This window comes from Nitratireductor sp. StC3 (genome assembly GCF_003015025.1).
Taxonomy (GTDB): domain Bacteria; phylum Pseudomonadota; class Alphaproteobacteria; order Rhizobiales; family Rhizobiaceae; genus Mangrovimarina; species Mangrovimarina alexandrii.
On the sequence record NZ_PYBP01000001.1, the window covers coordinates 244,636 to 268,537 of the forward strand.

The 23,902-nt window shown below is 66.2% G+C and carries 21 protein-coding genes and 2 pseudogenes; 11 read left to right on the forward strand and 12 right to left on the reverse strand.

The window, feature by feature from the left end; all coding sequences use genetic code 11:
• Window positions 1-8 precede the first annotated feature (8 nt).
• The 4 genes from C7T96_RS01225 to C7T96_RS01240 all read left to right on the forward strand — a co-directional run bounded on the left by C7T96_RS01225 (window position 9) and on the right by C7T96_RS01240 (window position 2,915).
• A complete protein-coding gene (locus tag C7T96_RS01225) occupies window positions 9-803 on the forward strand; it encodes a TatD family hydrolase (RefSeq protein WP_106569936.1) in 795 nt (264 codons plus the stop codon).
• Window positions 800-1,618: an MBL fold metallo-hydrolase gene (locus C7T96_RS01230; protein ID WP_106569351.1), complete on the forward strand. Its 819-nt coding sequence runs from the start codon at window positions 800-802 to the stop codon at window positions 1,616-1,618. The genes C7T96_RS01225 and C7T96_RS01230 overlap by 4 nt, the downstream gene beginning before the upstream one ends.
• Window positions 1,619-1,644: 26 nt before the next feature.
• The gene (locus C7T96_RS01235) at window positions 1,645-2,115 is read left to right on the forward strand and encodes a YbaK/EbsC family protein (protein ID WP_106569937.1); all 471 of its coding nucleotides are present in this window, start codon (window positions 1,645-1,647) and stop codon (window positions 2,113-2,115) included.
• A 185-nt stretch (window positions 2,116-2,300) separates the two neighbouring features.
• A complete protein-coding gene (locus C7T96_RS01240; RefSeq protein ID WP_146149124.1) occupies window positions 2,301-2,915 on the forward strand; it encodes a DUF5995 family protein in 615 nt (204 codons plus the stop codon).
• Between the two features lie 94 nt (window positions 2,916-3,009).
• Here the strand turns inward: C7T96_RS01240 and clpS are convergent.
• Both clpS and C7T96_RS01250 read right to left on the reverse strand, forming a co-directional pair.
• Window positions 3,010-3,291 (reverse strand): annotated as a pseudogene (gene clpS / locus C7T96_RS01245) (ATP-dependent Clp protease adapter ClpS); the annotation flags it as partial.
• Window positions 3,292-3,470: 179 nt separating this feature from the next.
• Window positions 3,471-3,881: a universal stress protein gene (locus C7T96_RS01250; protein ID WP_106569353.1), complete on the reverse strand. Its 411-nt coding sequence runs from the start codon at window positions 3,879-3,881 to the stop codon at window positions 3,471-3,473.
• Window positions 3,882-4,046: 165 nt separating this feature from the next.
• Between C7T96_RS01250 and C7T96_RS01255 the strand changes: the two genes are divergently transcribed.
• A complete protein-coding gene (locus tag C7T96_RS01255; protein ID WP_158264278.1) occupies window positions 4,047-7,478 on the forward strand; it encodes a caspase family protein in 3,432 nt (1,143 codons plus the stop codon).
• A 108-nt stretch (window positions 7,479-7,586) separates the two neighbouring features.
• Here C7T96_RS01255 and C7T96_RS01260 read toward each other — a convergent pair whose 3' ends face one another.
• The 3 genes from C7T96_RS01260 to C7T96_RS01270 form a co-directional block, all read right to left on the reverse strand.
• Window positions 7,587-7,790 carry a dodecin family protein gene (locus tag C7T96_RS01260; protein ID WP_106569355.1) on the reverse strand — a complete coding sequence of 68 codons (204 nt, stop codon included), beginning with the start codon at window positions 7,788-7,790 and terminating at the stop codon, window positions 7,587-7,589.
• A gap of 139 nt (window positions 7,791-7,929) precedes the next feature.
• Complete coding sequence (kdsA, locus tag C7T96_RS01265) at window positions 7,930-8,763, reverse strand: 3-deoxy-8-phosphooctulonate synthase (protein ID WP_106569356.1); 834 nt, start codon at window positions 8,761-8,763, stop codon at window positions 7,930-7,932.
• On the reverse strand, window positions 8,760-9,686 hold the full coding sequence (locus C7T96_RS01270; protein ID WP_158264279.1) for a VOC family protein: 927 nt from the start codon (window positions 9,684-9,686) through the stop codon (window positions 8,760-8,762). Before C7T96_RS01270 ends, kdsA begins: the two co-directional genes overlap by 4 nt.
• 387 nt (window positions 9,687-10,073) lie before the next feature.
• Here C7T96_RS01270 and C7T96_RS01275 point away from each other — a divergent pair.
• Window positions 10,074-10,835, forward strand: a pseudogene (locus C7T96_RS01275) (D-alanyl-D-alanine carboxypeptidase family protein); the annotation flags it as partial.
• Window positions 10,836-10,989: 154 nt separating this feature from the next.
• Here the strand turns inward: C7T96_RS01275 and C7T96_RS01280 are convergent.
• The 5 genes from C7T96_RS01280 to tpiA form a co-directional block, all read right to left on the reverse strand.
• Window positions 10,990-12,162 (reverse strand): TMEM43 family protein, encoded by a 1,173-nt coding sequence (locus tag C7T96_RS01280; protein ID WP_245414034.1) that lies wholly within the window; start codon window positions 12,160-12,162, stop codon window positions 10,990-10,992.
• Window positions 12,163-12,267: 105 nt separating this feature from the next.
• The gene (locus C7T96_RS01285) at window positions 12,268-13,896 is read right to left on the reverse strand and encodes a CTP synthase (protein ID WP_106569359.1); all 1,629 of its coding nucleotides are present in this window, start codon (window positions 13,894-13,896) and stop codon (window positions 12,268-12,270) included.
• Window positions 13,897-14,033: 137 nt separating this feature from the next.
• Window positions 14,034-14,888, reverse strand: coding sequence for a L,D-transpeptidase (locus C7T96_RS01290; RefSeq protein ID WP_348627216.1), 855 nt, complete (start codon window positions 14,886-14,888; stop codon window positions 14,034-14,036).
• Window positions 14,889-15,100: 212 nt separating this feature from the next.
• Window positions 15,101-15,493 (reverse strand): preprotein translocase subunit SecG, encoded by a 393-nt coding sequence (secG, locus tag C7T96_RS01295; RefSeq protein WP_106569361.1) that lies wholly within the window; start codon window positions 15,491-15,493, stop codon window positions 15,101-15,103.
• 163 nt (window positions 15,494-15,656) lie between these two features.
• Window positions 15,657-16,421, reverse strand: a complete 765-nt coding sequence (tpiA, locus tag C7T96_RS01300; protein WP_106569362.1) for a triose-phosphate isomerase — start codon at window positions 16,419-16,421, stop codon at window positions 15,657-15,659.
• A gap of 146 nt (window positions 16,422-16,567) precedes the next feature.
• Here tpiA and C7T96_RS01305 point away from each other — a divergent pair, with 146 nt between their 5' ends.
• Genes C7T96_RS01305 through glp form a run of 5 tightly spaced genes read left to right on the forward strand, consistent with a single transcriptional unit; the run spans window position 16,568 to window position 22,025 of the window.
• A complete protein-coding gene (locus tag C7T96_RS01305) occupies window positions 16,568-18,454 on the forward strand; it encodes a SurA N-terminal domain-containing protein (RefSeq protein WP_106569363.1) in 1,887 nt (628 codons plus the stop codon).
• 9 nt (window positions 18,455-18,463) lie between these two features.
• Window positions 18,464-19,483 carry an anthranilate phosphoribosyltransferase gene (trpD, locus tag C7T96_RS01310; RefSeq protein ID WP_106569364.1) on the forward strand — a complete coding sequence of 340 codons (1,020 nt, stop codon included), beginning with the start codon at window positions 18,464-18,466 and terminating at the stop codon, window positions 19,481-19,483.
• A 5-nt stretch (window positions 19,484-19,488) separates the two neighbouring features.
• Entirely contained in the window at window positions 19,489-20,325 is an 837-nt protein-coding gene (gene trpC, locus C7T96_RS01315) for an indole-3-glycerol phosphate synthase TrpC (RefSeq protein WP_106569365.1), read from the forward strand.
• The gene (moaC, locus tag C7T96_RS01320; protein WP_106569366.1) at window positions 20,322-20,816 is read left to right on the forward strand and encodes a cyclic pyranopterin monophosphate synthase MoaC; all 495 of its coding nucleotides are present in this window, start codon (window positions 20,322-20,324) and stop codon (window positions 20,814-20,816) included. Before trpC ends, moaC begins: the two co-directional genes overlap by 4 nt.
• A 3-nt stretch (window positions 20,817-20,819) precedes the next feature.
• Complete coding sequence (gene glp, locus C7T96_RS01325) at window positions 20,820-22,025, forward strand: gephyrin-like molybdotransferase Glp (RefSeq protein WP_106569367.1); 1,206 nt, start codon at window positions 20,820-20,822, stop codon at window positions 22,023-22,025.
• 11 nt (window positions 22,026-22,036) lie between these two features.
• Here the strand turns inward: glp and C7T96_RS01330 are convergent, their stop codons facing one another.
• The gene (locus C7T96_RS01330) at window positions 22,037-22,387 is read right to left on the reverse strand and encodes a 5-carboxymethyl-2-hydroxymuconate isomerase (protein WP_106569368.1); all 351 of its coding nucleotides are present in this window, start codon (window positions 22,385-22,387) and stop codon (window positions 22,037-22,039) included.
• 30 nt (window positions 22,388-22,417) lie between these two features.
• The gene (locus C7T96_RS01335; protein ID WP_106569369.1) at window positions 22,418-23,881 is read right to left on the reverse strand and encodes a glutamine synthetase family protein; all 1,464 of its coding nucleotides are present in this window, start codon (window positions 23,879-23,881) and stop codon (window positions 22,418-22,420) included.
• Window positions 23,882-23,902: the final 21 nt, after the last annotated feature.

A 23,902-nucleotide genomic window follows, 5' to 3' on the forward strand; every position in this document is an offset into this window, starting at 1 on the left:
GAAACATCATGCTGGTCGACAGTCACTGCCATCTCGATTTTCCCGATTTCGCGCCCGAACGCGACCAGGTGGTCGCGCGCGCCCATGCGGCGGGCATCGGCCTGATGGTCACCATCTCGACGCGGGTCCGGCGTTTCGCCGAGGTCCTGGCGATCGCCGAGGCCTATGACAGCGTCTATTGCTCGGTCGGCACGCATCCGCACAATGCCGGCGAGGAGACGGACGTCACCACCGAAGAATTGGTGCAATTGGCATCCCATCCCAAGGTGGTGGCGATCGGCGAGGCCGGGCTCGACTATTTTTACGACAAGGCGCCGCGCGCGGCGCAGGCCGCCGGCCTGCGCCGGCATATCGCCGCCTCCCGCCGGACCGGCCTGCCGCTAGTCATCCACGCCCGCGACGCCGATGCCGATATGGCCGCGATCCTGGAGGAGGAGACGGGGAAGGGGGCTTTCCCGTTCGTCTTGCACTGCTTTTCGTCCGGCAGGCAGCTTGCCGAAACCGGGATCGGGCTCGGCGGCTACGTGTCGTTTTCCGGCATTGTGGCGTTTCGCAAATCCGACGACTTGCGCGCGATCGCCGCCGATCTGCCGCACGACCGGATTTTGGTGGAAACCGACGCGCCCTATCTGGCGCCGCCGCCGCATCGCGGCAAGCGCAACGAGCCGGCCTTCGTCGCCCACACGGCGGCTGTGCTGGCCGACACGCTCGGCCTGACGCCCGACGACCTCGCCACCAGGACGACGGAGAATTTTTTCCGCTTGTTTTCCAAAGTCCCGCGTCCGCCCGGCCCGCGTTCATGAGCGCGGCGCCAGACCGTCTGCGGCTGACGATCCTCGGTTGCGGTTCCTCGCCTGGCACGCCGCGCATCACCGGGGACTGGGGCCGGTGCGATCCGGGCAATCCGCGCAACCGGCGCCTGCGCGCCGCCGCGCTGGTCGAGCGCATCCGCCCCGACGGCGCCACAACGCGCGTGGCGATCGACACGGGGCCGGATTTTCGCGAGCAGATGGTGCGCGCCAGCGTGCGCCGGCTTGACGCGGTGCTTTATACCCATGCGCATGCCGACCACATTCACGGGGTCGACGATCTGCGCGGTTTCGTGCTCGAACAGCGCCGGCTGATGGATATTTATGCCGACCGCCAGACGCTGGCGCGGCTGCGCGCAGCCTTCGGTTATTGTTTCGAGACGCCGGCCGGCAGTTCCTATCCGCCGATCCTGAACGCGCACGAGATCGACCATGACGACGCCGTGACGATCACGGGAGAGGGCGGTGCTCTGACCTTCACGCCGCTGCCGCAGATCCATGGCGAGATCGTCTCGCTCGGCTTTCGCGTCGGCGACGTCGCCTATTGCCCGGACGTAAGCGATTTTCCGCCCGACACGGTCGACCGGCTGTTCGATCTCGATCTGCTGGTCATCGACGCGTTGCAGTACCGACCGCATCCCTCGCATCTGTCGCTGGAGGAGGCGCTCGGCTGGATCGGGCGCCTGGCCCCCAAAAAGGCGGTGCTGACCCATATGCATGTGCCGCTCGACTATGAGACGGTATTGAACGAAACGCCTGATCACGTCGTGCCGGGGCACGATGGGCTCGTACTTGAATTTTCGATTTAAAACCATTGAATTTCAAGGAAAAATCGGTGAGCAAGAGCATTGAGCGCGTGCGTGCGGCGGCAGCGTCCGCCGGCCTGTCGATCGAGGTGCGGCGTATGGGCGAATCGACCCGCACCGCCGAGGAAGCGGCCGCGCAATGCGGCGTCGGCGTCGCGCAGATCGTCAAATCGCTGATTTTCCAGGGTGCGCATAGCCAAAAACTGTTTTTGTTCCTGGTGTCCGGCGTCAACCGGCTCGATCAGTCCAAGGCGGCCGCGCTGGCCGGCGAGGAACTGGCGCGCGCCGATCCGCGGCTGGTGCGCGAACGCACCGGCTTCGCCATTGGCGGCGTGGCGCCGCTCGGCCATCTGGAGCCGGTTGCGGCCTTCGCCGATCGGGCCTTGTGCGATTTCGACATTGTCTGGGCGGCGGCCGGCGCGCACGACGCGGTGTTTTCCTGCGCGCCCGGCGCGTTGCTGGCGGCGGCGGGCGCGACGGTCGGCGACATCGCAGCCTGACGTCGACGGGTGACCGGCTCGTCCGGCTTTGCTATCATTATCCTATGTCTGGGGGGAACGCAGCGCGGCCGCGGCCGAGCGAAGACCGCGACAGGCGGGCCGAGGCGAGCCTTGTCGGGCGGTTGCGCGCCCGGGCCCTGGCAGTTGTCGAGGCCATCGAGGCCGACCGGAAGACCTTCGCCGGCATGCCAGATTTGCCGGCGCGGCGCATCCACACCTTGTTTGCCGGGCTCTATCTGCGCACGACGCAGCGCTGGATGCGGTTTCTCGGCACGCGGCGAGATCCCGAATTCGCCTATCTGACGATCATTCGCTTCTACGAGATTTATCGCGCCGCAATGCATACGCCGCTGCAAGAGCCGGTGGCCGGTCCCTGGCGGCGCTACCATGGCCTTGCCGGCGGGTTGACGATGGCCGCCCCGATTTCGTCCCATCTGCTTTTGGTCTCGCGCGGTGTGCGTGCGCATACGCGCTACGACCTTGGCGTCGCCATTGCGCGGGCCACGCACGACTATGCAAGGCTCTATGGCCGGGCGCCGGATATTGAGCGCTACAAGGAGACGATTGTCGGCCTGCAAACCGGAGCCGCGTTTCAGCACGCCGGGCTCGATTATATCGACGATCACCGGCGCCAGCAGACGGGATGGCGGCGTTTCGTGCTTGCGGTTTTCCACGCCGGCCTGCGCGGCTTGTCATGGCTGTGGATGCCGATCTTCCAGCATTGGCGGCGCGCGGCCTGGGCCGACGCCAGGCGGGCGGTCGAGCCGCCGGCGCCACCGAACGGCAACATGGCCGGATAAAAAGTTCCATAATATATCTTATGCGACTTTGATATGCCGGTGAGGGAGCCTGTGGCCGGCCGGTGTGCCAGTCCTGTTCGCCCCGACTCCCGCCTCATTCCTCCGGCTCGGTGGTGAACATCAACGGGTAACCGGCCGCCTTGCCCGCCTCCGTGCCTTCGGTGGCCTTGGTTTCGGCCACGTCCCGGGTGTAGACGGCAACCACGCACACGCCACGCCTGTGCGCGGTCATCATGATACGGCGGCCTTGGTCCTGCGATACCCGGAACACCGCCTTCAGCACCGCCACGACGAAGTCGCGCGGCGTGAAATCGTCATTGACGAGGATGACCTTGAAGAGCCGCGGGCGCTGCGTCTTGCGCTGAGGCTTTGGCCTGAGCGCGGTTCCGCTTCCGCCGCCACTGGCCGCCGGCCGGGTGCGAGACCGGCGGAGATCACCTTCGTCACACCGGCAAGCGCCGGCGCGCGGCTTTGCGGAAACGGAGGCTCGGTCGACCATCGCGCCGAGTATGGCGCGCAATCGGCCATCGCGGCAAGCCGCGGGCCGACACGCCGTTAGCGCATGACGTGCACGGAACAGGCCGCGTGGCGCACGACACGAGCCGCCGTCGAGCCGATCAGATAGTCCTGCAGGCCGGGCTTGTGCGAGGCGATGACGATCACGTCGGCCTTTTTCTCTTTGGCCACGGCCAGAATGCCTGAAGCCGGCTGGCCGACCCTGACATCGATCTCGACCCCCTCGCCTTGTTCGGCCGCCATCGCCTCAAGGGTCTTGCGGGCCTCCTCGCGCGTCTTTTCCATAATCCCGCCGGGCAGTTCGGCGGCGACGAAGGTGGGAATGTCCTCCACGACGTTCACCAGCACGATGCGCGCGCCGTCATTGGCCATCTTCCTGGCCGCGGCGATCATGGTCGGCGCCTTGTCGCTGTCGGCGAGGTCGACCGGAACGAGGATCGTATCATACATGTATCGTCTCCGTTTGCGCTGCTGTTTCACATCATGCGGCACCGTGGCGGTTTCACCTTGCGATAGATCAAGACATGCCTTGCGTCCCGGAGCTTTGTCGCTTTGGCCATCTTGTTGCCCATATGATATAGTGGCCTGTGCCGGGTTTTATGGGTGGTAATGGCAATGCGACGATGCGTTAAGGCGCTCGGCATGATCGCGGCCGCAACTGTGTTTCTGCCTGTCGCGATGGCGACCGCGGCGGAGCGGGTCGCGTTGATCATCGGCAACAACGCCTATGAGAACATGACGGCGCTCAACAATCCAGTGGGCGACGCCACGCGTCTTGCCGGGACGTTGATGAGCAACGGTTTCGACGTGATGAGTTGCGACGGCCAGAAGCCGGGCTGTTTCGATCTCGATCGCGGTGCGCTTCAGGATGCGCTCGAGGATTTCGAATATATGGCCGACGGTGCCTCCGTGGCGCTGGTGTTTTATGCCGGCCACGGCATGCAGACGGCCGAGGGCAACGTGCTCGCGCCGACCGACATGGAACTGTCCTGCGGCACCTGGAAGGCGCGGCGCGAAGTGCTTCTGGACGACGTCTTGGAAGCAATGGAGGGGGCGGACCAGAAAATCGTCATTCTGGACGCCTGCCGCAACGATCCGTTCAAAGCACAGCAATGCGTCGATCGCGGCGCGCGTCCCCTCTCCTTCGACAGTTTCGCGGTGCCCGACAGCGCCTCGCGCTTCCTGCTGATCACGTCGACGCGGGCCGGCCAGCTCGCCCAGGACGGCGTGCCCGGTGCGCATTCGCCGTTTGCCGAAGCTTTGTTCCACTGGATGGAAAACGAGCCGACCGCGCCGTTCGCCCAGATGCTCGACCGGGTCTCCAAGCGGGTGATCGAACGGACCACGGCGGCGAATTTCACCCAGATTCCGGAAATCCTGATTCGCGGTGGGGCGCCAGAAGCCTGCCTGGCCGGTGATGCGTGTAGCAGCGATCCCCAGGCCGTGGCGCTGCGCGTCGAGGTCGAGAAGCTGCGCCAGGAAAACGCGCGCAACCAGGAACTGGCTGAAATCGGCGCGGCCTATGTCCGCAGCGCCGGCCTCGACGGCCAGCAGGACCTTACCCAGGAGGAGCGCCAGCGCATCCTCGATGGTATTTCCAAGGCCGGCAAGGCGCTGATCGAGCGCAACGACAACCGTGCCGAGCGTGCGCTCGCCCTGTTGCGCGAGGGCAATGAGACGGCGGCGGAGGAATTGTTCACCGAGGTTTTGGAAACCAAGGCGACCCAGGCGCGCGCCGCGGCCGAGATCGAAACCGCACAGCGGGTGGAAGCCGCCGAGGCGGCGCGCCATATCGCCTCGCTGGCCTGGCCCAAGGATGTCGGCAAGGCGGCGCGCTATTTCGGCCAGGCGGCCGAGCTCCAGCCCGAAGATATCCAGACCTGGATGAACTTCGCCTATACGTCGCGCGATTCCGGCTCGACGGCGCAGGCCTTGCGCGCCTTCCGCGAAGCCAGCACGCGGGCACGCGACGACGGCCAGATCAGCAACCGGATCTGGGCGGCCTTCGGCCAGGGCGACATCACCAAGGCGCAGGGCCGCCTCGACCGGGCGCTCGATTTCTACAAGGCCGCCGCGGCGATCTCGCAGGACTATGTCGACAAGAACCCGGACGACCCGCATGCGATCCGCAACCATTCGGTCGCCTATGAACGGATCGGCAATGTTCTGTTGAACATGGGCGACCTTGGCGGGGCCCTGGAAGCGTTTGAACGGCGTCTTGACGCCGCCGTGCAGATCGCCGATCTCGAGCCCGGCAACACGCTGTTCCAGCGCGATCTGGGCGTGGCGTGGGGCAAGGTCGGCGACGTGTTGAAAAAACAGGGCAATTTGGCCAGTGCGCTCGCCGCCTACAATGCCGGCGCCAAGCCGGTCAACCGGCTGGCGGCGAGCAACGCCAACAACACCGAGTGGCAAAGCGACCTCGCCTATTCCGCAACGCGGATCGGCTCGGTGCTGTTTGCCCAGGGATATTCGGTCGAGGCGCTGGAAGCGTTCGGCCGGGCGCTGTCGATCCGCGAGGACCTGGCCGCCGGCGATCCGAACAACATGAACTGGCGCTTCGACGTCAACGGCTCGCTGTGGAACGTCGCCGATGTCGAGGTCAGCATGGGCCGGCTTTCCAGCGCGATCGAAAAGCTGGAGCGCTCGCGCGACATCCTGCTGGAAATGGTCGCCAGCGATCCCGACAACGCGGTCTGGCGACGCGACTATTCGGTGGTGTTCAACCGGATCGGCGACATTCGGGTCTCGCAGGGCAATCTGGCGGCGGCGCTGCGGGCGTTCTCGACTGCCGAGAAGATCATTTCCTCGCTGTCGCGCGCCTACCCGGACAATCTTGTGTGGAAACGCGACTGGTCGCTGTCGCACGAAAAGATCGGCGACGTGCTGGTTGCCCAGGGCAATCTGGCCGGCGCCCTCAATGCCTATAGCCAGCGTGCGGAAATGGCGCGCGAGCTCGCCGAAAAGGACCCGCTCAACGTCACCTGGAAACGCGACCTGTCGACCGCGCATGAGCGGATCGGCCGCATTCGCGCGGCCACCGGCGATCTCGAGGGCGCGCTGGAGGCGCACAAGGCGAGCCTGGTGATTCGCGAGGAACTGGTCGAAAAGGATCCGCAGAACGCCGGCTGGCGCTTCGACCTCTATGCCGGGCTTTGGTACGTCGCCGACGCCGAGATCTATCTCGGGCGTCTCTCCCCTGCCCGCGAAAAGCTGGAACGCGCGCACGCCATCATCAAGGAGCTGGCCGACTCGAACGACCGCAACGCGATTTGGCAGCGCGACGTGACCGTGGCGCTCGGCCGGCTCGCCGACATCATGCTGCAGCAGGGAAAATATGACGAGGCGCTTGAGACGCTGAACGACAGCCGCAAGACGACGGTCGGATTGATCGATACCGATCCGCAAAACACCATCTGGCTGCGCGACTTGGCGATTGCCGACGAGAAGATCGGCGATGCGCAGTTCTCGCTGGGCGATCTCGACGCGTCGCTGGAAAGCTATCGCAAGCGCATGGAGGTGGCCGAGCGCCTGGTGGCCATGGACGAGCAGAACCGGGCCTGGCTGCGGGATCTGTCGCTGTCGCATGAAAAGATCGGCAAGGTGCTGATAGCGCAGAAGAAAATGGATCAGGCGCTGGCCCATCAGCGCGACAGCCTGGAAATCCGGCAAAAGCTGGCCGCGTCCGATCCGCTTAACGTGACCTGGAAACGCGACGTTGCGATCGCGCACGAAAAGATCGGCGACGTCTATTACGAGCAAGAGAAATATGCCGACGCCATGGCCGAATATCAGGCCCGCGCGGCCATCATCGAGGAACTCGCCAATTCAGACCCGGCCAATCCCGACTGGCAGCGCGACGTGGCGGTCAGCCACGCGAAATTCTCGCTGATCTACCGGGCCGAAAGCGAACCGTCCAAGGCGATCGAGCATTTGCGCGAAGGCCACCGCATCATGTCCGAACTGGTGAAAAAACACCCGGACTGGTCGGTGTGGCAGAACGACGTCGCCTGGTTCGCGGGCCAGATCGAGGCCCTGCAGAACTGATCCCGCCGGCCGCGCTTGCCTGTTGCGGGCGCGGCGGTGCCCTGCCCGTGTGTGTCCGCGAGTGCGCACGCCGGGCGGCGGCTTGTGGCCGCCCGGCGTGCCGCGGCCTCAGTCCTTGAGGATGAAGGTCACTTTCATGTTGACCCGATAGGCGGCGATCTTGCCGTCCTCCACGGTGACTTTTTGTTCCTGGATCCAGGCGCCGGTGACGTGTTTCAGCGTCTTGACCGCGCGCGCGATGCCCTTTTCGACGGCGTCGTCGAAGCTCTTTTCGGACGATGCGGTGATTTCGGTGACGCGTGCGACTGACATGGATGCCTCCTTGAATGAACCGGGGCGAGTCTAGAGTATCGGACAGGGTGGCGGAACCGGGTTTCGCCAAAATCGGCTTTGCCGACAAAACCTTAGAGTTCGTGCGACGGGTCCGTTTTGAAACCGGCGCGCGGGAGGGTCAGCCCTTGGCGATCCGGTCGAGCGCGATCAGCTGCTCCAGCAGTGCCGGCATGTCCTTCAGCGGCACCATGTTGGGCCCGTCCGACGAGGTCGAGTTGTCGGGGTCCTGGTGGGTCTCGATGAACACCCCCGCCACGCCGACGGCAACCGCCGCGCGCGCCAGCGTCGCCACGAAACGCCGCTCGCCGCCGGAGGTGGCGCCCTGCCCGCCCGGCTGCTGGACCGAATGGGTGGCATCGAAAATCACCGGAGCGCCGGTCTCGGCCATGATCGGCAGGGCGCGCATGTCGGAGACCAGCGTGTTGTAGCCGAAGGATGCCCCGCGCTCGGTCACCAGCACGTTGGGATTGCCCGAGCCCGTGACCTTGGAGACGACGTTCTTCATGTCCCAGGGGGCGAGAAACTGGCCTTTCTTGACGTTGACGATCTTACCGGTTTGCGCGGCCGCGACCAGGAGATCGGTCTGACGGCACAAGAAGGCCGGGATTTGCAGCACGTCCACCACCTCGGCCACCGGCGCGCACTGTTCGGCGGTGTGGACATCGGTCAGAACCGCGATGCCGAGTTCCGAGCGCAGGTCGGCGAAGATCGGCAGGGCGGCGTCGAGGCCCGCGCCCCGCGTGCTGGTCAGCGCGGTCCGGTTGGCCTTGTCGAAGCTGGTCTTGTAGACGAAGCCGAGCCCGAGCCCGGCGGTCAGTTCCTTGAGTGCGCCGGCCATGTCGAAGGCGTGTTGCCGGCTTTCGAGCTGGCAGGGACCGGCAATCAGCGCCAGCGGCGCGTCGTTGGCGAAGACGGCGCCGCTGTCGAGGGTGATTCTTCGATTGGGCGTCATGATGCTGTTCCGGTCTCGGTGGAGCCGGCTTCGCGCAGCCCGGCTTCAAAAAGAATGTCGGCGCCCTGCCCAGCCGCGCGTGGCACAAACAGGCCGGCGCCGACGAGGCGATTGGCGATGCCGCGACTTGTCAGAAGCGCGCGGACGACGTCGATGGCGTCGACCGCCACGCGTATCAGCGCAAAACCGGCACGTCCGCAGTCGGGCTCCGCGCCGAAGCGTCGGCGATAGGCGTCCGGCCGCATCACGTCGATCGCGGCGTTCGCCAGTACCAGCGCGGCCGCCTCCGCGTCAGGCTCCGTGCCGTTGCCGACCTTGGCGATCCTGGCGATCGCATCGCGGACCGAGACCGTGTCGTCGGCGACCACGACCGCGCCGGCCAGGCCGCGAGCGCCGTTTTCATGGGCTTCCAGCGCCGTGCGGTCGACGGCCGGGACGCCGATACGCTGACAGGCGAAAAAGAACGGCTCGGCGAGCCCGGCGATGGTGGCGAAGGCGAGCCTGAAACTCGCCTCGCCCGCCTTGCCGTCGGCGTCGAGGAAGGGGCGGGTGAAGAAAAGCGGTTTTCCCGGCGACATGCCGCCCGAGACGTAGCGCGCGTGGTCGGCCTCGGCATCCGCCGTGGCGAACACGATGGCGGAAAATCCCTCCTGGCCGCGTGCGCGCCGAAAGGCCTCGTCGCGGGCCACGAACACATTGCCGTCGGCGATCGCGGCGGTGCACCGGTCCCGATCGCCGATGGCGAGCGGCTCCAGAAAACAACCATCCGAAAAATAGACGCAGCGGTTCACCGTGCCGAACGGATGGGTGCCTTGCGGCGCGACGGTGAAGCCCAGGGCGCAGAGGCGGGCGCTGGCGGTCTCCAGATCGGCCGTCGGCAGCACCAGGTGATCGAGCGATAGCGCGGATGAGGGAGCGGACATAGCGCCCATCTGCCTCAACTGGGCGCGCGGTGCAAGTCGGTCCCGGCCGGCTTGCCGCGTCTGGCGACTGCGTCCGCACGATCTCCGGCAATGACCGCATTCGTTCCCTCAGCGCATGGACGGGCTCCAGATTTGCCGGCGTCGCGGTTGCAATCGCATGTGATGTGAATAGCCTTGGGAAAGCCTGGCGTGGCATGGTCCGCCGGGATTGGGGAAGAAGATGGGCGTGGGTATATGGTCGGATCGTGGGGTGAATGGCGCAAGGCCGTGGCGTGGCAGCCGGGTCGCGGTGGGTACAAGGACGCAAAAATCCTGACCGCACTTGGCAGGGGCGTTTTCAGCCTGTGCCTGGTGCTGCTGGTTACGGCCTGTTCGACGTCGGAAACGCTGCGCACGGCGGTGCCGAGCTCGACCTCCTCCTCGTCGCCGAAATATGCCGCGATCGTGGTCGATGCGCAGGACGGGCGCGTGCTTTTCGCGCGCAATGCCGATTCCGCCCGCTACCCGGCCTCGCTGACCAAGATGATGACGCTTTATCTCTTGTTCGAGGCGATGGAACAGGGCCGCGTGAGCCGCGACACGCCGATCCCGGTGTCGGCCTATGCCGCCAGCCGGCCGCCCTCCAAGCTCGGCCTCAAGGCCGGTCAGCCGGTGCCGGCCGACATCGCGATAAGGGCGCTGGCGACCAAATCGGCCAATGACGTCGCCACCGCGGTGGCGGAGTTTCTGGGCGGAACCGAGGAGCGTTTCGCTGCGATGATGACGGCCAAGGCGCGCCAGCTCGGCATGGTCGGCACGGTGTTCCGCAACGCGTCCGGCCTGCCGGATTCGCGCCAGCGCACCACCGCGCGCGACATGGCCAAGCTCGGCATGTCGCTCAGGAGGCGTTTCCCCGCCTATTACCCCTATTTCTCGCTGACCAGCTTCGCCTATCGCGGCAAGACCATCCGCGGCCACAACAAGGTTTTGGAAACGGTGCGCGGCGCCGACGGCATCAAGACCGGTTATACGCGCGCCTCGGGCTTTAACCTGGCGACATCCGTCGACCGGGACGGCCGGCGTGTCGTCGCCGTGGTGATGGGCGAAAAGACCGCGCGCGCGCGCAACGCCCACATGGCCGAGTTGATCGAGGCCTATCTGCCGAAAGCACGCTCGCGGCGCGGCCAGGGCCGCATCGCAATCGCGCGCCCGTAATCGGGATTGGCTCCAGAGCCGGACTGCTTTTCACGGAACCTCGGATCGGCTTCTTTGTCCCAACGCGTTTGCGAACGGCGAACCGGCCGCCGCTTGGCCCGGAACGTGCCTAAGCCGAGGCCTGTTCGGCGGCCGCCTTTTTCTTGCCGGCGCGCCCGAAGGCCCAGGCGAGCGCCACCGCGATCACGATCAGCACCAGCGAGAGCAATGGCCGGTACCAGAACCAGGCGATCGCGATCGTCGCGAAGCCGATCAGCACGGCGAGCACGAACGCCACTGCCGAGGTGCCCATGCGCACCAGATTGCCGAGAAAGGGAATCACGTCCGCGATCACGCCGAGCGGGCGCATGATCAGGGAAAAGCCGACCATCAGCAGAACCAGGCCGCCGATCCGCAGCACCCAGGTCAGGACCGTGTTGCCGGTGACGGCGTCGGCGAACATTTGCTCCGGAGCGACCGTGCCGGTTTCGACCATCAACAGCCGGTCGCCGGCCTGGGTCTGGTATGGCGAAAAGCCCGATCCGCTCTGGCGCGCGACGAGACTGACGGCGCCGAGCGGCACCAGCCGATAACCGACGCGGTAGTCGCCGATTTGCGGTGCGGCGGGGTCTTCGCCCAGATAGAGGCGGCCATCGGCGATCGACAGCGGCTCGCTGCCGGTGAAGGCGCGCGTGATCGAGGGCATCAGGCCGGGCGTGATCGGCACGTCCTGGCCGCCACCGATGCGGCCCAAGACCTGGGCGTCGAGATCGAAGGCGCCGAGCTTGGCGGCGGCAATCTGAAAATCCTCGCTGCGATAGCGCATGGCCGGATTCTGGTGGCCCTCGGGCTTCTTGAAGCCGCCCGAATCGATGGCTTGCGCTGACCAGCCGCGCTCGTACGTGTAGGTGGTGACGGTCTCTTCGCCGCCGCCGAGTTTCTTTTTCGTCTCCGAACTGGCGTTCTGCCGCCATTGATACATCTCGACGCTGCGTTCGAGGCGGATGCCGGCTCCGCTGATGCCGAAGGCGAGATCGGCCGGTTCCTCCTCGGCCGTCACGCGGCCGGTGACGTGAACCAGCCTGCCCTCGTTGGCCGGCGAAACCGTGCCGGCCTCGACCGATACGACGATACCGGCGCCTTCGGCCAGCGAACGGGCGGTCTGGACCGCCCTGCCCTCGTTCCAGAACAGGCCGACGATCATGGCGAGGATCAACAGCAGGCCGAAGACGACACCGCCGATCGAATTGCCGATACGCCCGAACCACGAGGTTCGCGTCACTTCCCGATAGCTGTCGCTCACGGCTTCATTCCCCCACACCGCGATTTCTCGCCCCGTAGCATTGTGCCGCGAATGCCGCGCCGGGGCAAACCGGACGATGTCGGATGAAGCCGCGTCCGGACCGGGCTAGACCAGCCGGCTTTGCTCCACCGCGGCGCCGATGAAGGAGGCAAACAGCGGATGCGGCTCCAGCGGGCGCGACTTGAGCTCGGGATGGTACTGCACGCCGATGAACCAGGGATGGTCGGGATATTCGACCGTTTCGGGCAAGACGCCGTCCGGGGACATGCCCGAGAACACGAGCCCGTGCGCCTCCAGCCGTTCGCGATAGTCGATATTGACCTCGTAGCGATGGCGGTGGCGCTCGGAAATCTCGGTGTCGCCGTAGATCCCGGCGATCCGGGTTCCGGCCGAAAGCGTGGCTTTATAGGCGCCTAGCCGCATCGTGCCGCCGAGATCGCCGGCCGACTGGCGCTTTTCGAGCAGATTGCCCTTCAGCCATTCGGTCATCAGCCCGACCACCGGTTCGCTGGTCGGACCGAATTCGCTCGACGATGCCTCGTCGATGCCGGCGAGCGAGCGCGCGGCCTCGATGCAAGCCATCTGCATGCCGAAGCAAATGCCGAAATAGGGGACCTTGCGCTCGCGGGCGAATTTCGCCGCAAGGATCTTGCCTTCCGCGCCGCGTTCGCCGAAGCCGCCCGGCACCAGGATGCCGTGAACCTTCTCTAGGAACGGCGCGGGATCTTCGCGCTCGAAGACCTCGCTCTCGATCCAGTCGAGCTTGACGCGCACCTTGTTGGCCATGCCGCCATGCGACAAGGCCTCGGTCAGCGACTTGTAGGCGTCCTTCAGGCCGGTATATTTGCCCACGATCGCGATTGTGACTTCGCCCTCGGGATTGTGGATCAGTTCCGACACGTCCTGCCACGGCTTCATGCGCGGTTTCGGCGCCGGGTCGATGCCGAACGCGGCCAGAACCTCGCTGTCGAGTCCTTCGTGGTGATAGGCCATCGGCACGTCGTAAATATGCTTGACGTCGAGCGCCTGGATCACGGCGGTTTCGCGCACGTTGCAAAACAGCGACAGCTTGCGGCGCTCTTCCTTCGGGATCTGGCGGTCGGCGCGCACCAGCAGGATATCGGGCGCGATGCCGATCGAGCGCAGCTCCTTGACCGAGTGCTGGGTCGGTTTGGTCTTCAGCTCGCCGGCGGCCGGAATCCACGGCATCAGCGTCAGGTGAATATAGATCGCCCCGCCGCGCGGAAGGTCGTTGCCGAGCTGGCGGATCGCCTCCAGAAACGGCATCGCCTCGATATCGCCGACCGTGCCGCCGATCTCGCAAATGACGAAATCGTAGTCGTCGTTGCCCTCCAGCACGAAATTCTTGATCTCGTCGGTGACGTGCGGGATCACCTGCACAGTCGCGCCGAGATAGTCGCCGCGCCGTTCCTTCTCGATGATGTTCTTGTAGATGCGGCCGGTGGTGATGTTGTCCTGCTGGTTGGCCGAGCGCCCGGTGAAGCGTTCGTAGTGGCCCAGATCGAGATCGGTCTCCGCCCCGTCATCGGTCACGAACACCTCGCCGTGCTGGTAAGGCGACATCGTGCCGGGATCGACGTTCAGATAGGGATCGAGTTTGCGGATGCGCACGCGGTAACCGCGTGCCTGCAGAAGGGCTCCCAGAGCCGCCGCGGCGATGCCTTTTCCGAGGGAAGAAACCACGCCGCCAGTGATGAATACATATCGCGCCATGGGAGTCAGGGCTTAACGTTCGGATTGCGATTCCGCCAGCGGAAAAAGCGCCTTGTCCCGATTTTCCTCAGCCCGTTCGCGCCAAAAGGCCCCGCTGCGGCGGAGCCTTTTGGGAAATTCCAATCAAGTCTCTGATTTTAAAGAACGACGACCTGTGCACCGATCCCGACCCGGCGGTACAGATCCATCACATGGTCGTTGATCATGCGGAAACAGCCGTTTGAGGAATTGGTGCCCACGGTCTGCGGCTGGTTGGTGCCGTGGATGCGCACATGGGTATCCTTCTTGCCGTCATAGAGATAAAGCGCGCGCGCGCCGAGCGGGTTGTTGGGGCCGCCGGGCATGCCGTCCTTGTATTGGCCGTATTTCTTGGGCTCGCGTTTCTGCATGGCCTGGGTGGGGATCCAGCGCGGCCATTCCTGTTTGTCGCCGATCGTGGCCCTGCCCTTGAATTCCAGTCCCTCGCGCCCGACCGCGATCGCATAGCGGCGCGCGATGCTGCCCGATTCGACCAGATAGAGATAGCGTTTCGACGTATCGATGACGATTGTGCCGCGTTTGTAACCGGAATATGCGACGATTTGCGGCTCGAAATCGGATTTTACCTTGAATTTGCGGCCGTTCTGCTGCTTTTCCAGCACCGCGTCGAGGGCCCGGGTCTGCGGCAACAGGCTGCTGTCGTCACCGAACAGCGAACCGAACAGCTTGCCCTTGCCGTCGCCGTGACTGCGCAATTCGCCGTTGTTGCCGGTCTTCGCCACTTCCGAGGCCGAGGCGGTCCGGGCGTCGTTCCTGTCGGCCTTGCGCTGCTTGGCGACGAGATTTTTTTGGCTGGTCGACGCCGCGCGCTGGCGCGGCTTGGCCGGTTGCGCCGGCTTTGCCAGCTTCTCCCACTGTTCCGGACGGAAATTGGATTCCGCACTGGCGCTGCCGACAACGGCAAGACCCAGCAACGCGCCGCATGCTGCCACAAGAAAACGTTTCGCGATCATGATTCGACCCCGTTGGCGATCCGTACCGATCATCGCGCGGCTCCGCGACATGCGGATCGCCCGATGTTTCGATCATAACGCCAAGCCGGGTGGACGCTCAAGCGCGCGCCTGTCGAACACCGAGCGGGGTTTTCAACGGGATTTCACGACTGGGACCGGCGGGCGTCGTGCGGCTTAGCGCGCGTCGCCCGCGATCACGGCGTCTCTCGGGCCTATTCGGCGTCGGGGACCGCCGGTGCGGCGGGTTGGGCCGTGCCGGCATCGGCCGGCGGGGCGGGCGCGTCATCGCCGCCGAGCTGGTCGAGGACGCCGGCGCCGCTGCCGTTGCCGCCATCCTGCTCGCCCGACTGCGGCGGCAGGCGGTCGAGAATGTCGATCGGCTGTTCTGTGTAACGGGCCAGCACGGTCAGTGCCAGGGACGTCGCGAAGAAGGCGGCCGCCAGGATGCCGGTCGCCCTGGTCAGCGCATTCGCCGCCCCGCGCGCGGTCATGAAGCCGGAGCCGCCGCCGATTCCCAGACCGCCGCCCTCCGAGCGCTGCATGAGGACGAGCCCCACCAGCGCGAGCACGACCATCAGGTGAATGACGATAAGGACGGTTTCCATGAATCAGTTCCGCAGGTTTTGAGCCAGGTCGCCCCGGGGACGCGGCTCCTTACACGCCTTTTGCGGCCATTCCAAGCCTTTCGGGCCTAATGGCTCTGTCAGCCATATGGACCCTGGCGCCGCGGCGTTCAACGATCGGCCCCGCAGAATGCCGGCCGGGCGTTCAAAACGATTGATAGGCTTCCGCGATCGCCAGGAAGTCGGAGGCCTTGAGGCTTGCTCCGCCGACCAGCGCCCCGTCGACATTGTCGATCGACAGCAATTCGGCCGCGTTGGCCGGCTTGACCGAGCCGCCGTAAAGAAGGCGCATGCGCGCGGCGTCCGCGCCGATATGGTCGGCAAGCTGGCGACGAATATGGGCGTGGGCCTCGGCGATGTCGGCAACGGATGGCGTCAGCCCGGTGCCGATCGCCCAGACCGGCTCGTAGGCCACGACCGTGTTCGACGGCTTGGCGCCCTCCGGCACCGAATTGACGATCTGCCGCGACAAGACGTCGAGGGTCTGACCCGCCTCGCGCTCGGCTCGGGTTTCGCCGATGCACACGATCGCGACCAGGCCGGCGAGCCAGGCGGCTTCGGTTTTGTCGGCGACTTGCGAATCGGTTTCGCCATGGTCGGTGCGGCGCTCGGAATGGCCGACAATGACATGCGAGGCGCCGGCGTCCTTGAGCATTTCGGCGGCGATGTCGCCGGTGTGGGCGCCGCTCGCCTTGGCGTGGCAGTCCTGGCCGCCGACAGTCACCGGCGTGCGCGACACGATTTCGTGAGCGCGCGACAGCAGGGTCGCCGGCACGCAGACCAGGGCCTCAACGTCGGCGTCCAGCCCGTGCAGGAACCCGTTGCCGATCGCCCGCAATTCGCCGAGCGCGGCGCCGGTGCCGTGCATCTTCCAATTGCCTGCCACGAGCGGGCGGATTCCATCGGTCATGGGCGCTTATCCTTCACACGTCACCAAACGAGCGGTTTCCCTAGCAAATTGCGGCCATAAAGCAATCGACACTGGTGGCGAAGGGCGTTATTTGCTTCGCCTCAGGAAGGCGCCGCCGCGGCGGTGCGACGAATTCTGGAAAAGTCATGCTCGATTCTCTGCGAAAAGCCGCCGGCACCTGGATTGCGAAGCTCCTGCTTCTGCTGCTCGTTCTGAGTTTCGCGGTCTGGGGCATTTCCGGCCAGATCGCCGGCGGACCGTCCTCCACGGTGGTCACCGCCGGCGAGACCACCGTGTCGGCGCTCGACTACCGGCTTGCCTACGACCGACAGCTTTCCGTGCTGTCGCAGCGTTTCGGCTCGCGCATCACGCGCGAACAGGCGATCGCGCTCGGTGTCGACGCCCAGGTGCTGGCCCAGCTCGTGGCGGGTGCGGTGCTCGACGAACAGGCGCGCGAGATGGGGCTCGGCCTCTCCCAGGACCGGCTGGCGCTGCTGACGGCCGAGGATCCGGCTTTTCGCGGTCCCGACGGGACTTTTGACCGACGCCAGTTCGAATTCGTGCTGCAGCAGATCGGCATGCGGCCGGAGGATTATATCCGCAATCGCGAGCAGGTCGCCATCCGCCAGCAGATCGTGGAGGCGGTTTCCGACGGCATGAGCGTGCCCGACACGTTCTTGAAGGCGGTGGCGCTCTATCAGGGCGAGGATCGCACCGTCGACATGATCGTGCTGCCCCCGGCCCTGGTCGAGCCGATCGAGGATCCGTCCGACGACGTGCTGGCGGCCTGGTTCGAGGACAACAAGATCCGCTACGAGGCGCCGGAATACCGCAAGCTCACCTATGTGAAGCTGGAGCCGGAAGACATCGCCGACCCGCGCGCGATCGCCGACGACCAGGTGCGCCAAGACTACGAGACCAACATCGCCTCCTACACCACGCCGGAACGGCGCACCATCGAGCAGGTAGTGTTCGCCAATACCGAGGCCGCGCAGATCGCGCTCGACCGGATTCGCGGCGGCGCCACCTTCGAGGAGACGGTGGCGGCGGAAGGCAAATCGATGCTCGACGTGCAGCTCGGAACGCTGGAAAAGTCGCGTGTCGCCGATCCGGCGGTCGCGGAGGCGGCTTTCGGACTTGCCGAAAACGAAATCAGCGGCATCGTCGAAGGCGCGTTCGGGCCGGTGATCCTGCGGGTGACCGAGATCGAGGAGGAAAAGGTCCAGCCCTTCGAGGAGGTCGCCGACAAGATCCGCATGGAACTGGCGCTCGCCGAAGCCGGAGACGTTTTGTTCGACGTTCACGACGGCTACGAGGATGCGCGCGCTTCGGGTGCGACCATGGCCGAAGCGGCCGAAAAGCTTGGCCTGAAAATGGTGACGGTCGAGGCCATCGACCGCACGGGCCGGACGCCGGACGGAACGGTCGTCAACGATCTGCCGCAGTCGCGCGACATGCTGCGCGAGGCGTTCGAGACCGAGGCCGGCGTGGAGAACCCGCCGCTTTCGCTGGGGGCGAGCGGGTTCGTGTTCTACGAGGTCGACACGATCACGCCGCGCCGCGAGCGTTCTCTGGACGAGGTGCGCGACGAGGTGGTGGCCGACTGGCGCGCGGCCGAACGCGACGACCGGCTCTCCACCCGGGCCAAGGAACTGGAAAAGCGCATCGCGGACGGTGCCTCTCTCGACGAGATCGCCGGCGAGCTTGCGCTGGAAAAGCAGACCAAGCGCGGGTTGCGTCGCGGCGCCGAAGACGCCGATTTCGGCGCTGCCGGTGTCGCCGCGGTCTACGGCGTCGCCCCCGGCGGGGTCGGGACGGTCGCCGCGCCGACCGGCGATGCGCAGATCCTTTTCAAGGTTGTGGAAGTCTTCGAGCCGGCCGGCGCCAGCGCCGAATCGGTGCCGCCGGAAAACCGCGAGAACTTCCGCACCGGCCTTGCCGACGACCTGCTCGACCAGTTGGTGACCAAGCTGCGCGACGAGTACGGGGTCACGGTCAACCAGGCCGCGATCCAACAGGCTCTAAGTTTTTGAGCGCTGGCGATGAGTGACTTCAAGACCTATATCGCCAAGGTCGCCGGCGGGGCGGCCCTGACCTTCGAGGAGGCGCGCGCGGCTTTCGACATCGTCATGTCGGGCGATGCCACGCCGGCCCAGATGGGCGGTTTCTTGATGGCGATGAGGGTGCGTGGGGAAACCGTTCCGGAAATTTCCGGCGCGGTCGCCACGATGCGTGCAAAAATGCTTCCCGTTTCGGCGCCGGATGATGCGATCGACATCGTCGGCACAGGCGGCGACGCCTCCGGCTCCTATAACATCTCCACATGCGCGGCGCTGGTGGTGGCTGCGGCCGGGGTGCCGGTCGCCAAGCACGGCAATCGCGCGCTGTCTTCGCGTTCGGGCGCGGCCGACACGCTGGCCGCGCTCGGAATCGATATCGATATCGGGGCGGCCGAGATCGCTGCCTGTATTCGCGAGGCCGGCATTGGTTTCATGTTCGCGCCGAAACACCATGCCGCGATGAAGCATGTCGGCCCGGCGCGGGTGGAGCTGGGCACGCGCACGATCTTCAATCTTCTGGGTCCGTTGTCCAACCCGGCCGGGGTAAAGCGCCAGATGGTCGGCGTGTTCTCGCCGCAATGGGTCGAGCCGGTGGCCGAGGTGCTCAAGGCGCTCGGTTCGCAGGCGGCCTGGGTGGTGCATGGCGACGGTCTCGACGAAATCACCACGGCCGGCGAGACCAAGGTTGCCGCGCTCAAGGACGGGGCGATCTCGACCTTCACTGTCGCGCCGGAAGATGTCGGACTGGCGCGGGTCGATTTCAAGCAGCTGAAGGGCGGCGACGCCGAGCACAACGCCATGGCGTTGCGTCTGGTGCTCGACGGCGAAAAGACGGCCTATCGCGACATCGTGCTTATCAACGCGGCCGCCGCGCTGGTCGTGGCCGGCATCGCCGATACGCTGCGTGACGGTGTGGCGCGCGCAGCCGAGGCGATCGACAGCGGCAAGGCGCGGCAGACATTGGAGCGGCTTGTGGCGGTCTCGAACCGCGCGGCCGGCTGACGGCGATGGTCGACATTCTCAAAAAGATCGAGGCCTATAAGCGCGAGGAGATCGCCCGCGCCAAGGCAGCCTTGCCGCCGGCGGAGATCGTCGCCAGGGCGCGCGATGCCGAACCGCCGCGCGGTTTTGTCGCCGCGCTGGGGCGCAAGCACGCCGAGGGCGGTTTCGCGCTGATCGCCGAGATCAAGAAGGCAAGTCCCTCGCGCGGTCTGATCCGGCCGGATTTCGACCCGCCGGCGCTGGCGCGCGCCTATGAAAAGGGCGGCGCGGCCTGCCTGTCGGTGCTCACCGACACCCCCTCCTTCCAGGGCGCGCCGGCTTTTCTCACGCAAGCGCGCGCGGCGACCGGCCTGCCCGCCCTGCGCAAGGATTTTCTGTTCGAACCCTACCAGGTGCACGAGGCGCGCGCCTGGGGCGCCGATGCGATCCTGATCATCATGGCCAGTGTCAGCGACGACGAGGCGGCCGCGCTGGAGGAAACCGCGTTGTTGCACGGCATGGACGTGCTGGTGGAGGTGCACGACGAGGCGGAGACCGAGCGCGCTCTGAAACTCGCCTCGCCGCTGATCGGCATCAACAATCGCGACCTGAGAAGTTTTTCCGTCAGTCTCGAGACCTCGGAGCGGCTGGCCGGGCTGGTGCCGGACGACCGCATGCTCGTCGGCGAGAGCGGTATTTTTTCCCATGCCGACTGCATGCGTCTCGCCGCCTGCGGCATCCGCACCTTCCTGGTCGGGGAAAGCCTGATGCGCCAGGACGACGTGGCGGCGGCGACGCGGGCGCTGTTGACCGGCGCGCCGCAGCCAGGGCCTGCTCCGGCGACGGGAGACGCGGCGCTATGAGCGCGCCCGGTCCCCTCACCCATATCGGCGCCTCGGGCGAGGCGCATATGGTCGATGTCGGCGACAAGGCCGAGACCGAGCGGCTGGCGGTCGCCGAAGGCCGGGTCGCCATGCAGGCCTCGACGCTGGCCACGATCCGAGCCGGCGATGCCAAGAAGGGCGACGTGCTCGGCACGGCGCGGATCGCCGGCATCATGGCGGCCAAGCGCGCGCATGAGCTGATCCCGCTCTGCCATGCGCTGCTTCTGTCCAAGGTGACGGTCGAGATCGAGCCCGACGAAGGGCTGCCGGGTCTCGTCGTGCGCGCGACGGCCAAACTCACCGGCCGCACCGGTGTGGAGATGGAGGCGCTGACGGCGGTGTCGGTCGCCTGCCTGACAATCTACGACATGGCCAAGGCGATCGATCGCGGCATGACCATCACCGGCATCCGCCTCATCGAGAAGACCGGCGGCAAGTCTGGCGCCTGGCGCGCCGGCAGCGAAGGCTGAGCCATGGCTCTGATGCCGGTCGATGACGCGCTGGCCCGGCTGCTTGCCGGAGCCGGGCGGCTCGAGGCCGAAACGTTGCCGATCGCCGACTGCGCCGGTCGCGTGCTTGCCGCGCCGCTCGCTGCGCTGCGCACCCAGCCGCCCTTCGACGCTTCGGCCATGGACGGCTACGCGGTTCGTGCCGCCGACGTCGCGAACCCGCCGGCACGCCTGCGGGTGATCGGCCAGGCACCGGCGGGCGAGCCGTTCGCGGGCACGCTCGGCCCCGGCGAGGCGGTGCGCATCTTCACCGGCGGCGTGGTGCCCGACGGCGCCGACACCGTTCTGATCCAGGAAAACACCCGCCCCGCCGCCGACGGCGAGGTGGAAGCGGTCGAGCCGGTGGCGCCGGGCAAGAACATTCGTCGCAAGGGGCTCGATTTCGAGGCCGGCGCGCCTTTGCTGGACGACGGACGGCTGCTCGACGCGGCGGCGCTGTCGCTGGCCGCCTCGGCCAACCATGCAAGGCTTGCCGTGGTCAAGCGGCCGCTGGTGGCGATCTTGGCCACGGGCGACGAATTGCTGCCGCCCGGCAGCACGGTCGGGCCGGGTCAGATCATCGCCTCCAACCTCTACGGCGTGGCCGCGCTGGCGCGCACCGGCGGCGCCGACGTGCTCGATCTGGGCATAGCGCCCGACCGCGAGGCGGCGATCGCCCAGGCGCTCGAGCGCGCGCTCCAGGCCGGTGCCGACATCGTCGTCACCATCGGCGGCGCCTCGGTCGGCGATCACGATCTGGTGCAGAAATCGCTGCTAACGCACGGGGCGAAGATCGATTTCTGGAAAATCGCCATGCGGCCCGGCAAGCCGCTTATGGCCGGCCAGCTTGGCGGCCGGCACGTGCTCGGCCTGCCGGGCAATCCGGTTGCAAGCCTGATCTGTTCGCTGGTCTTCCTGATGCCGCTGATTGCCCGCCTCGCCGGCAGGCCGGTCGAAAATCTCTACCGCGACGGCGTGCTCGGTTCGGCATTGCCCAAAAACGACCTGCGCCAGGATTTCCTGCGCGCCGACATCCGCAAGGACGGCGACAGGCTGATAGCCAGCGCGGCGTCGGTTCAGGATTCGTCGATGCTCAGGGTGCTGGCGGCGGCCGGCGCGCTGATCGTGCGCGAACCGTTCGCGCCGGCCGCCGCCGCCGGCGATCCGTGCCGGCTGCTGATGCTGCGCTGAGGCGTTTCTGCCTATCCGGTCTGGCGCAGATGTTTTTTATAGGCGAGCGAGTTCATGTCGCGCACGTCGATGCTGATGCTTTCGACATCGGCAAACCGCGCCGACAGCTTGTCGCGCAGCAGCACGGCAAGCGCCTCCTTTTGCGCGTCGGTGCGTCCTTCCAGCAGCGACACGGTGACGTGGATGAAACTCTCTATCCCGCCGGCGAAGCGGAAGCGCCGATAGGAGAGCGCCCTCGCCTTGATGTCGTTCGGGTTCATCACGCCCGATTGCGCGCCGGCCTCGTGGCACAGCTCGATCGCCCGGTCGATCGCGTCGTCGCGATCGAGATCGGCCGAATGTTCGATGACGAAATGCGGCATGGTCGGGCGGTCCTTTTGCGATAGCGAGCGTCAGAACAGCGAAAAATACTCGCGCTGCTCCCACTCCGACACGGTCATCAGATAGCGGTCCCACTCGGCCCGTTTGATGTGGGCGAGATAGTCGACGAAATCGGTGCCGATGGCATCGCGGTAGAAACCGGCCTTTTCGAACGCCTCGATCGCCGCAATCAGGCTTTTGGGCAGCGCGGTCGCGGTGTTGTCGTAGGGTTTTTCGACCGCCGGCGGCGCCACGAGCTTGCGCTCGATGCCGTCGAGCCCGCCGAGGATCTGCGAGGCGAAGTAGAAATAGGGATTGGCGGCCGGCTCGGCGATGCGGTTTTCCACCCGGCTCGCCCGGTCTCCCGGCGCCATCAGCGCGCGGATCATCGCGCCCTTGTTGTCGCGACCCCACTGGATGCGGTCGGGCGCGAGCTGATAGGCTTGGTAGCGCTTGTAGCCATTGACCGTCGGCGTGGTCAAAAGGCAGCTCTCGACCGCATGGTCGAGCAGGCCGGCGATCCAGCCGTTGGCGGCCGTCGACAGGCTGCCGTCGGGGTTCGGCACGAACAGATTTTTGCCCGAGCCGGTATCGACCACGGACTGATGCAGGTGCCAGCCGCTGGCCATGCCGTTGTCGACCTTGGGCCGGCACATGAAGGTTGCGTGCAGTCCCTGGCGCGCGCAGACCTGCTTGACCGTCGAGCGGAACAGCATCATGGCGTCGGCGTGATCCATCGGACCGGCGGGCTCGAAGGTGAACTCGCACTGGCTGGGACCGAACTCGGCCTCCATCGAGCGCACCGGCAGGCCGAGCGCCTGGCAGGCGCGGCGCAACTCGTCCATCACGGTCTCGAGCGCGTCGTAGCGCGCCTCGGTCAGATATTGATAGCCGTGCGACAGCAGGCTGGTCTCCGGCGGCGTCGCCGGCATGCCGCCGTCGCCGTGGTTGAGCCGCGGCTGGTCGATCTTGAAGACGTAGAACTCGACCTCCAGCCCGCACACCATCGCCATGCCGGCTTTGGCGAGCCGGTCGACGGCGTTGCGCAATATCGTGCGCGAGCCGAACGGGAAGGCGGTGCCGTCCTTGAAATAGACGTCGCACAGGATCCAGCCCGAATGCGGCGACCAGGGCAGGACGCGGAAGGTCGCCGGATCGGGAACCAGCATCACGTCGCCCGCCCCCGTCAGCGCGCCGACGCCGTGGCCGGCCTCTTTCTCCCACACCGAAAACACGGTGCGGTGGGAGGTGTCCTTCAGCAACAGGGTCGAGGTGATCGCCATGCCCTCGCGGAACGCCGATTTCAGCGCCGAGGCCACCACGGTCTTGCCGCGCAGCACGCCGTGCTGGTCGGCAAAGACCAAGCGCACGGTTTCCAGCCCGCGCGCCTCCAGCGAGCCGAGGATCTCGTTCGCCCGGCGCAGCGCGTCGTCGCCGAGAAGGCCATGACGGCCGGTGAAACCGCCGCCCAGACCGGCGGCATCAGATGTCGACATGCGTTTTCCCCCTCGACAAGG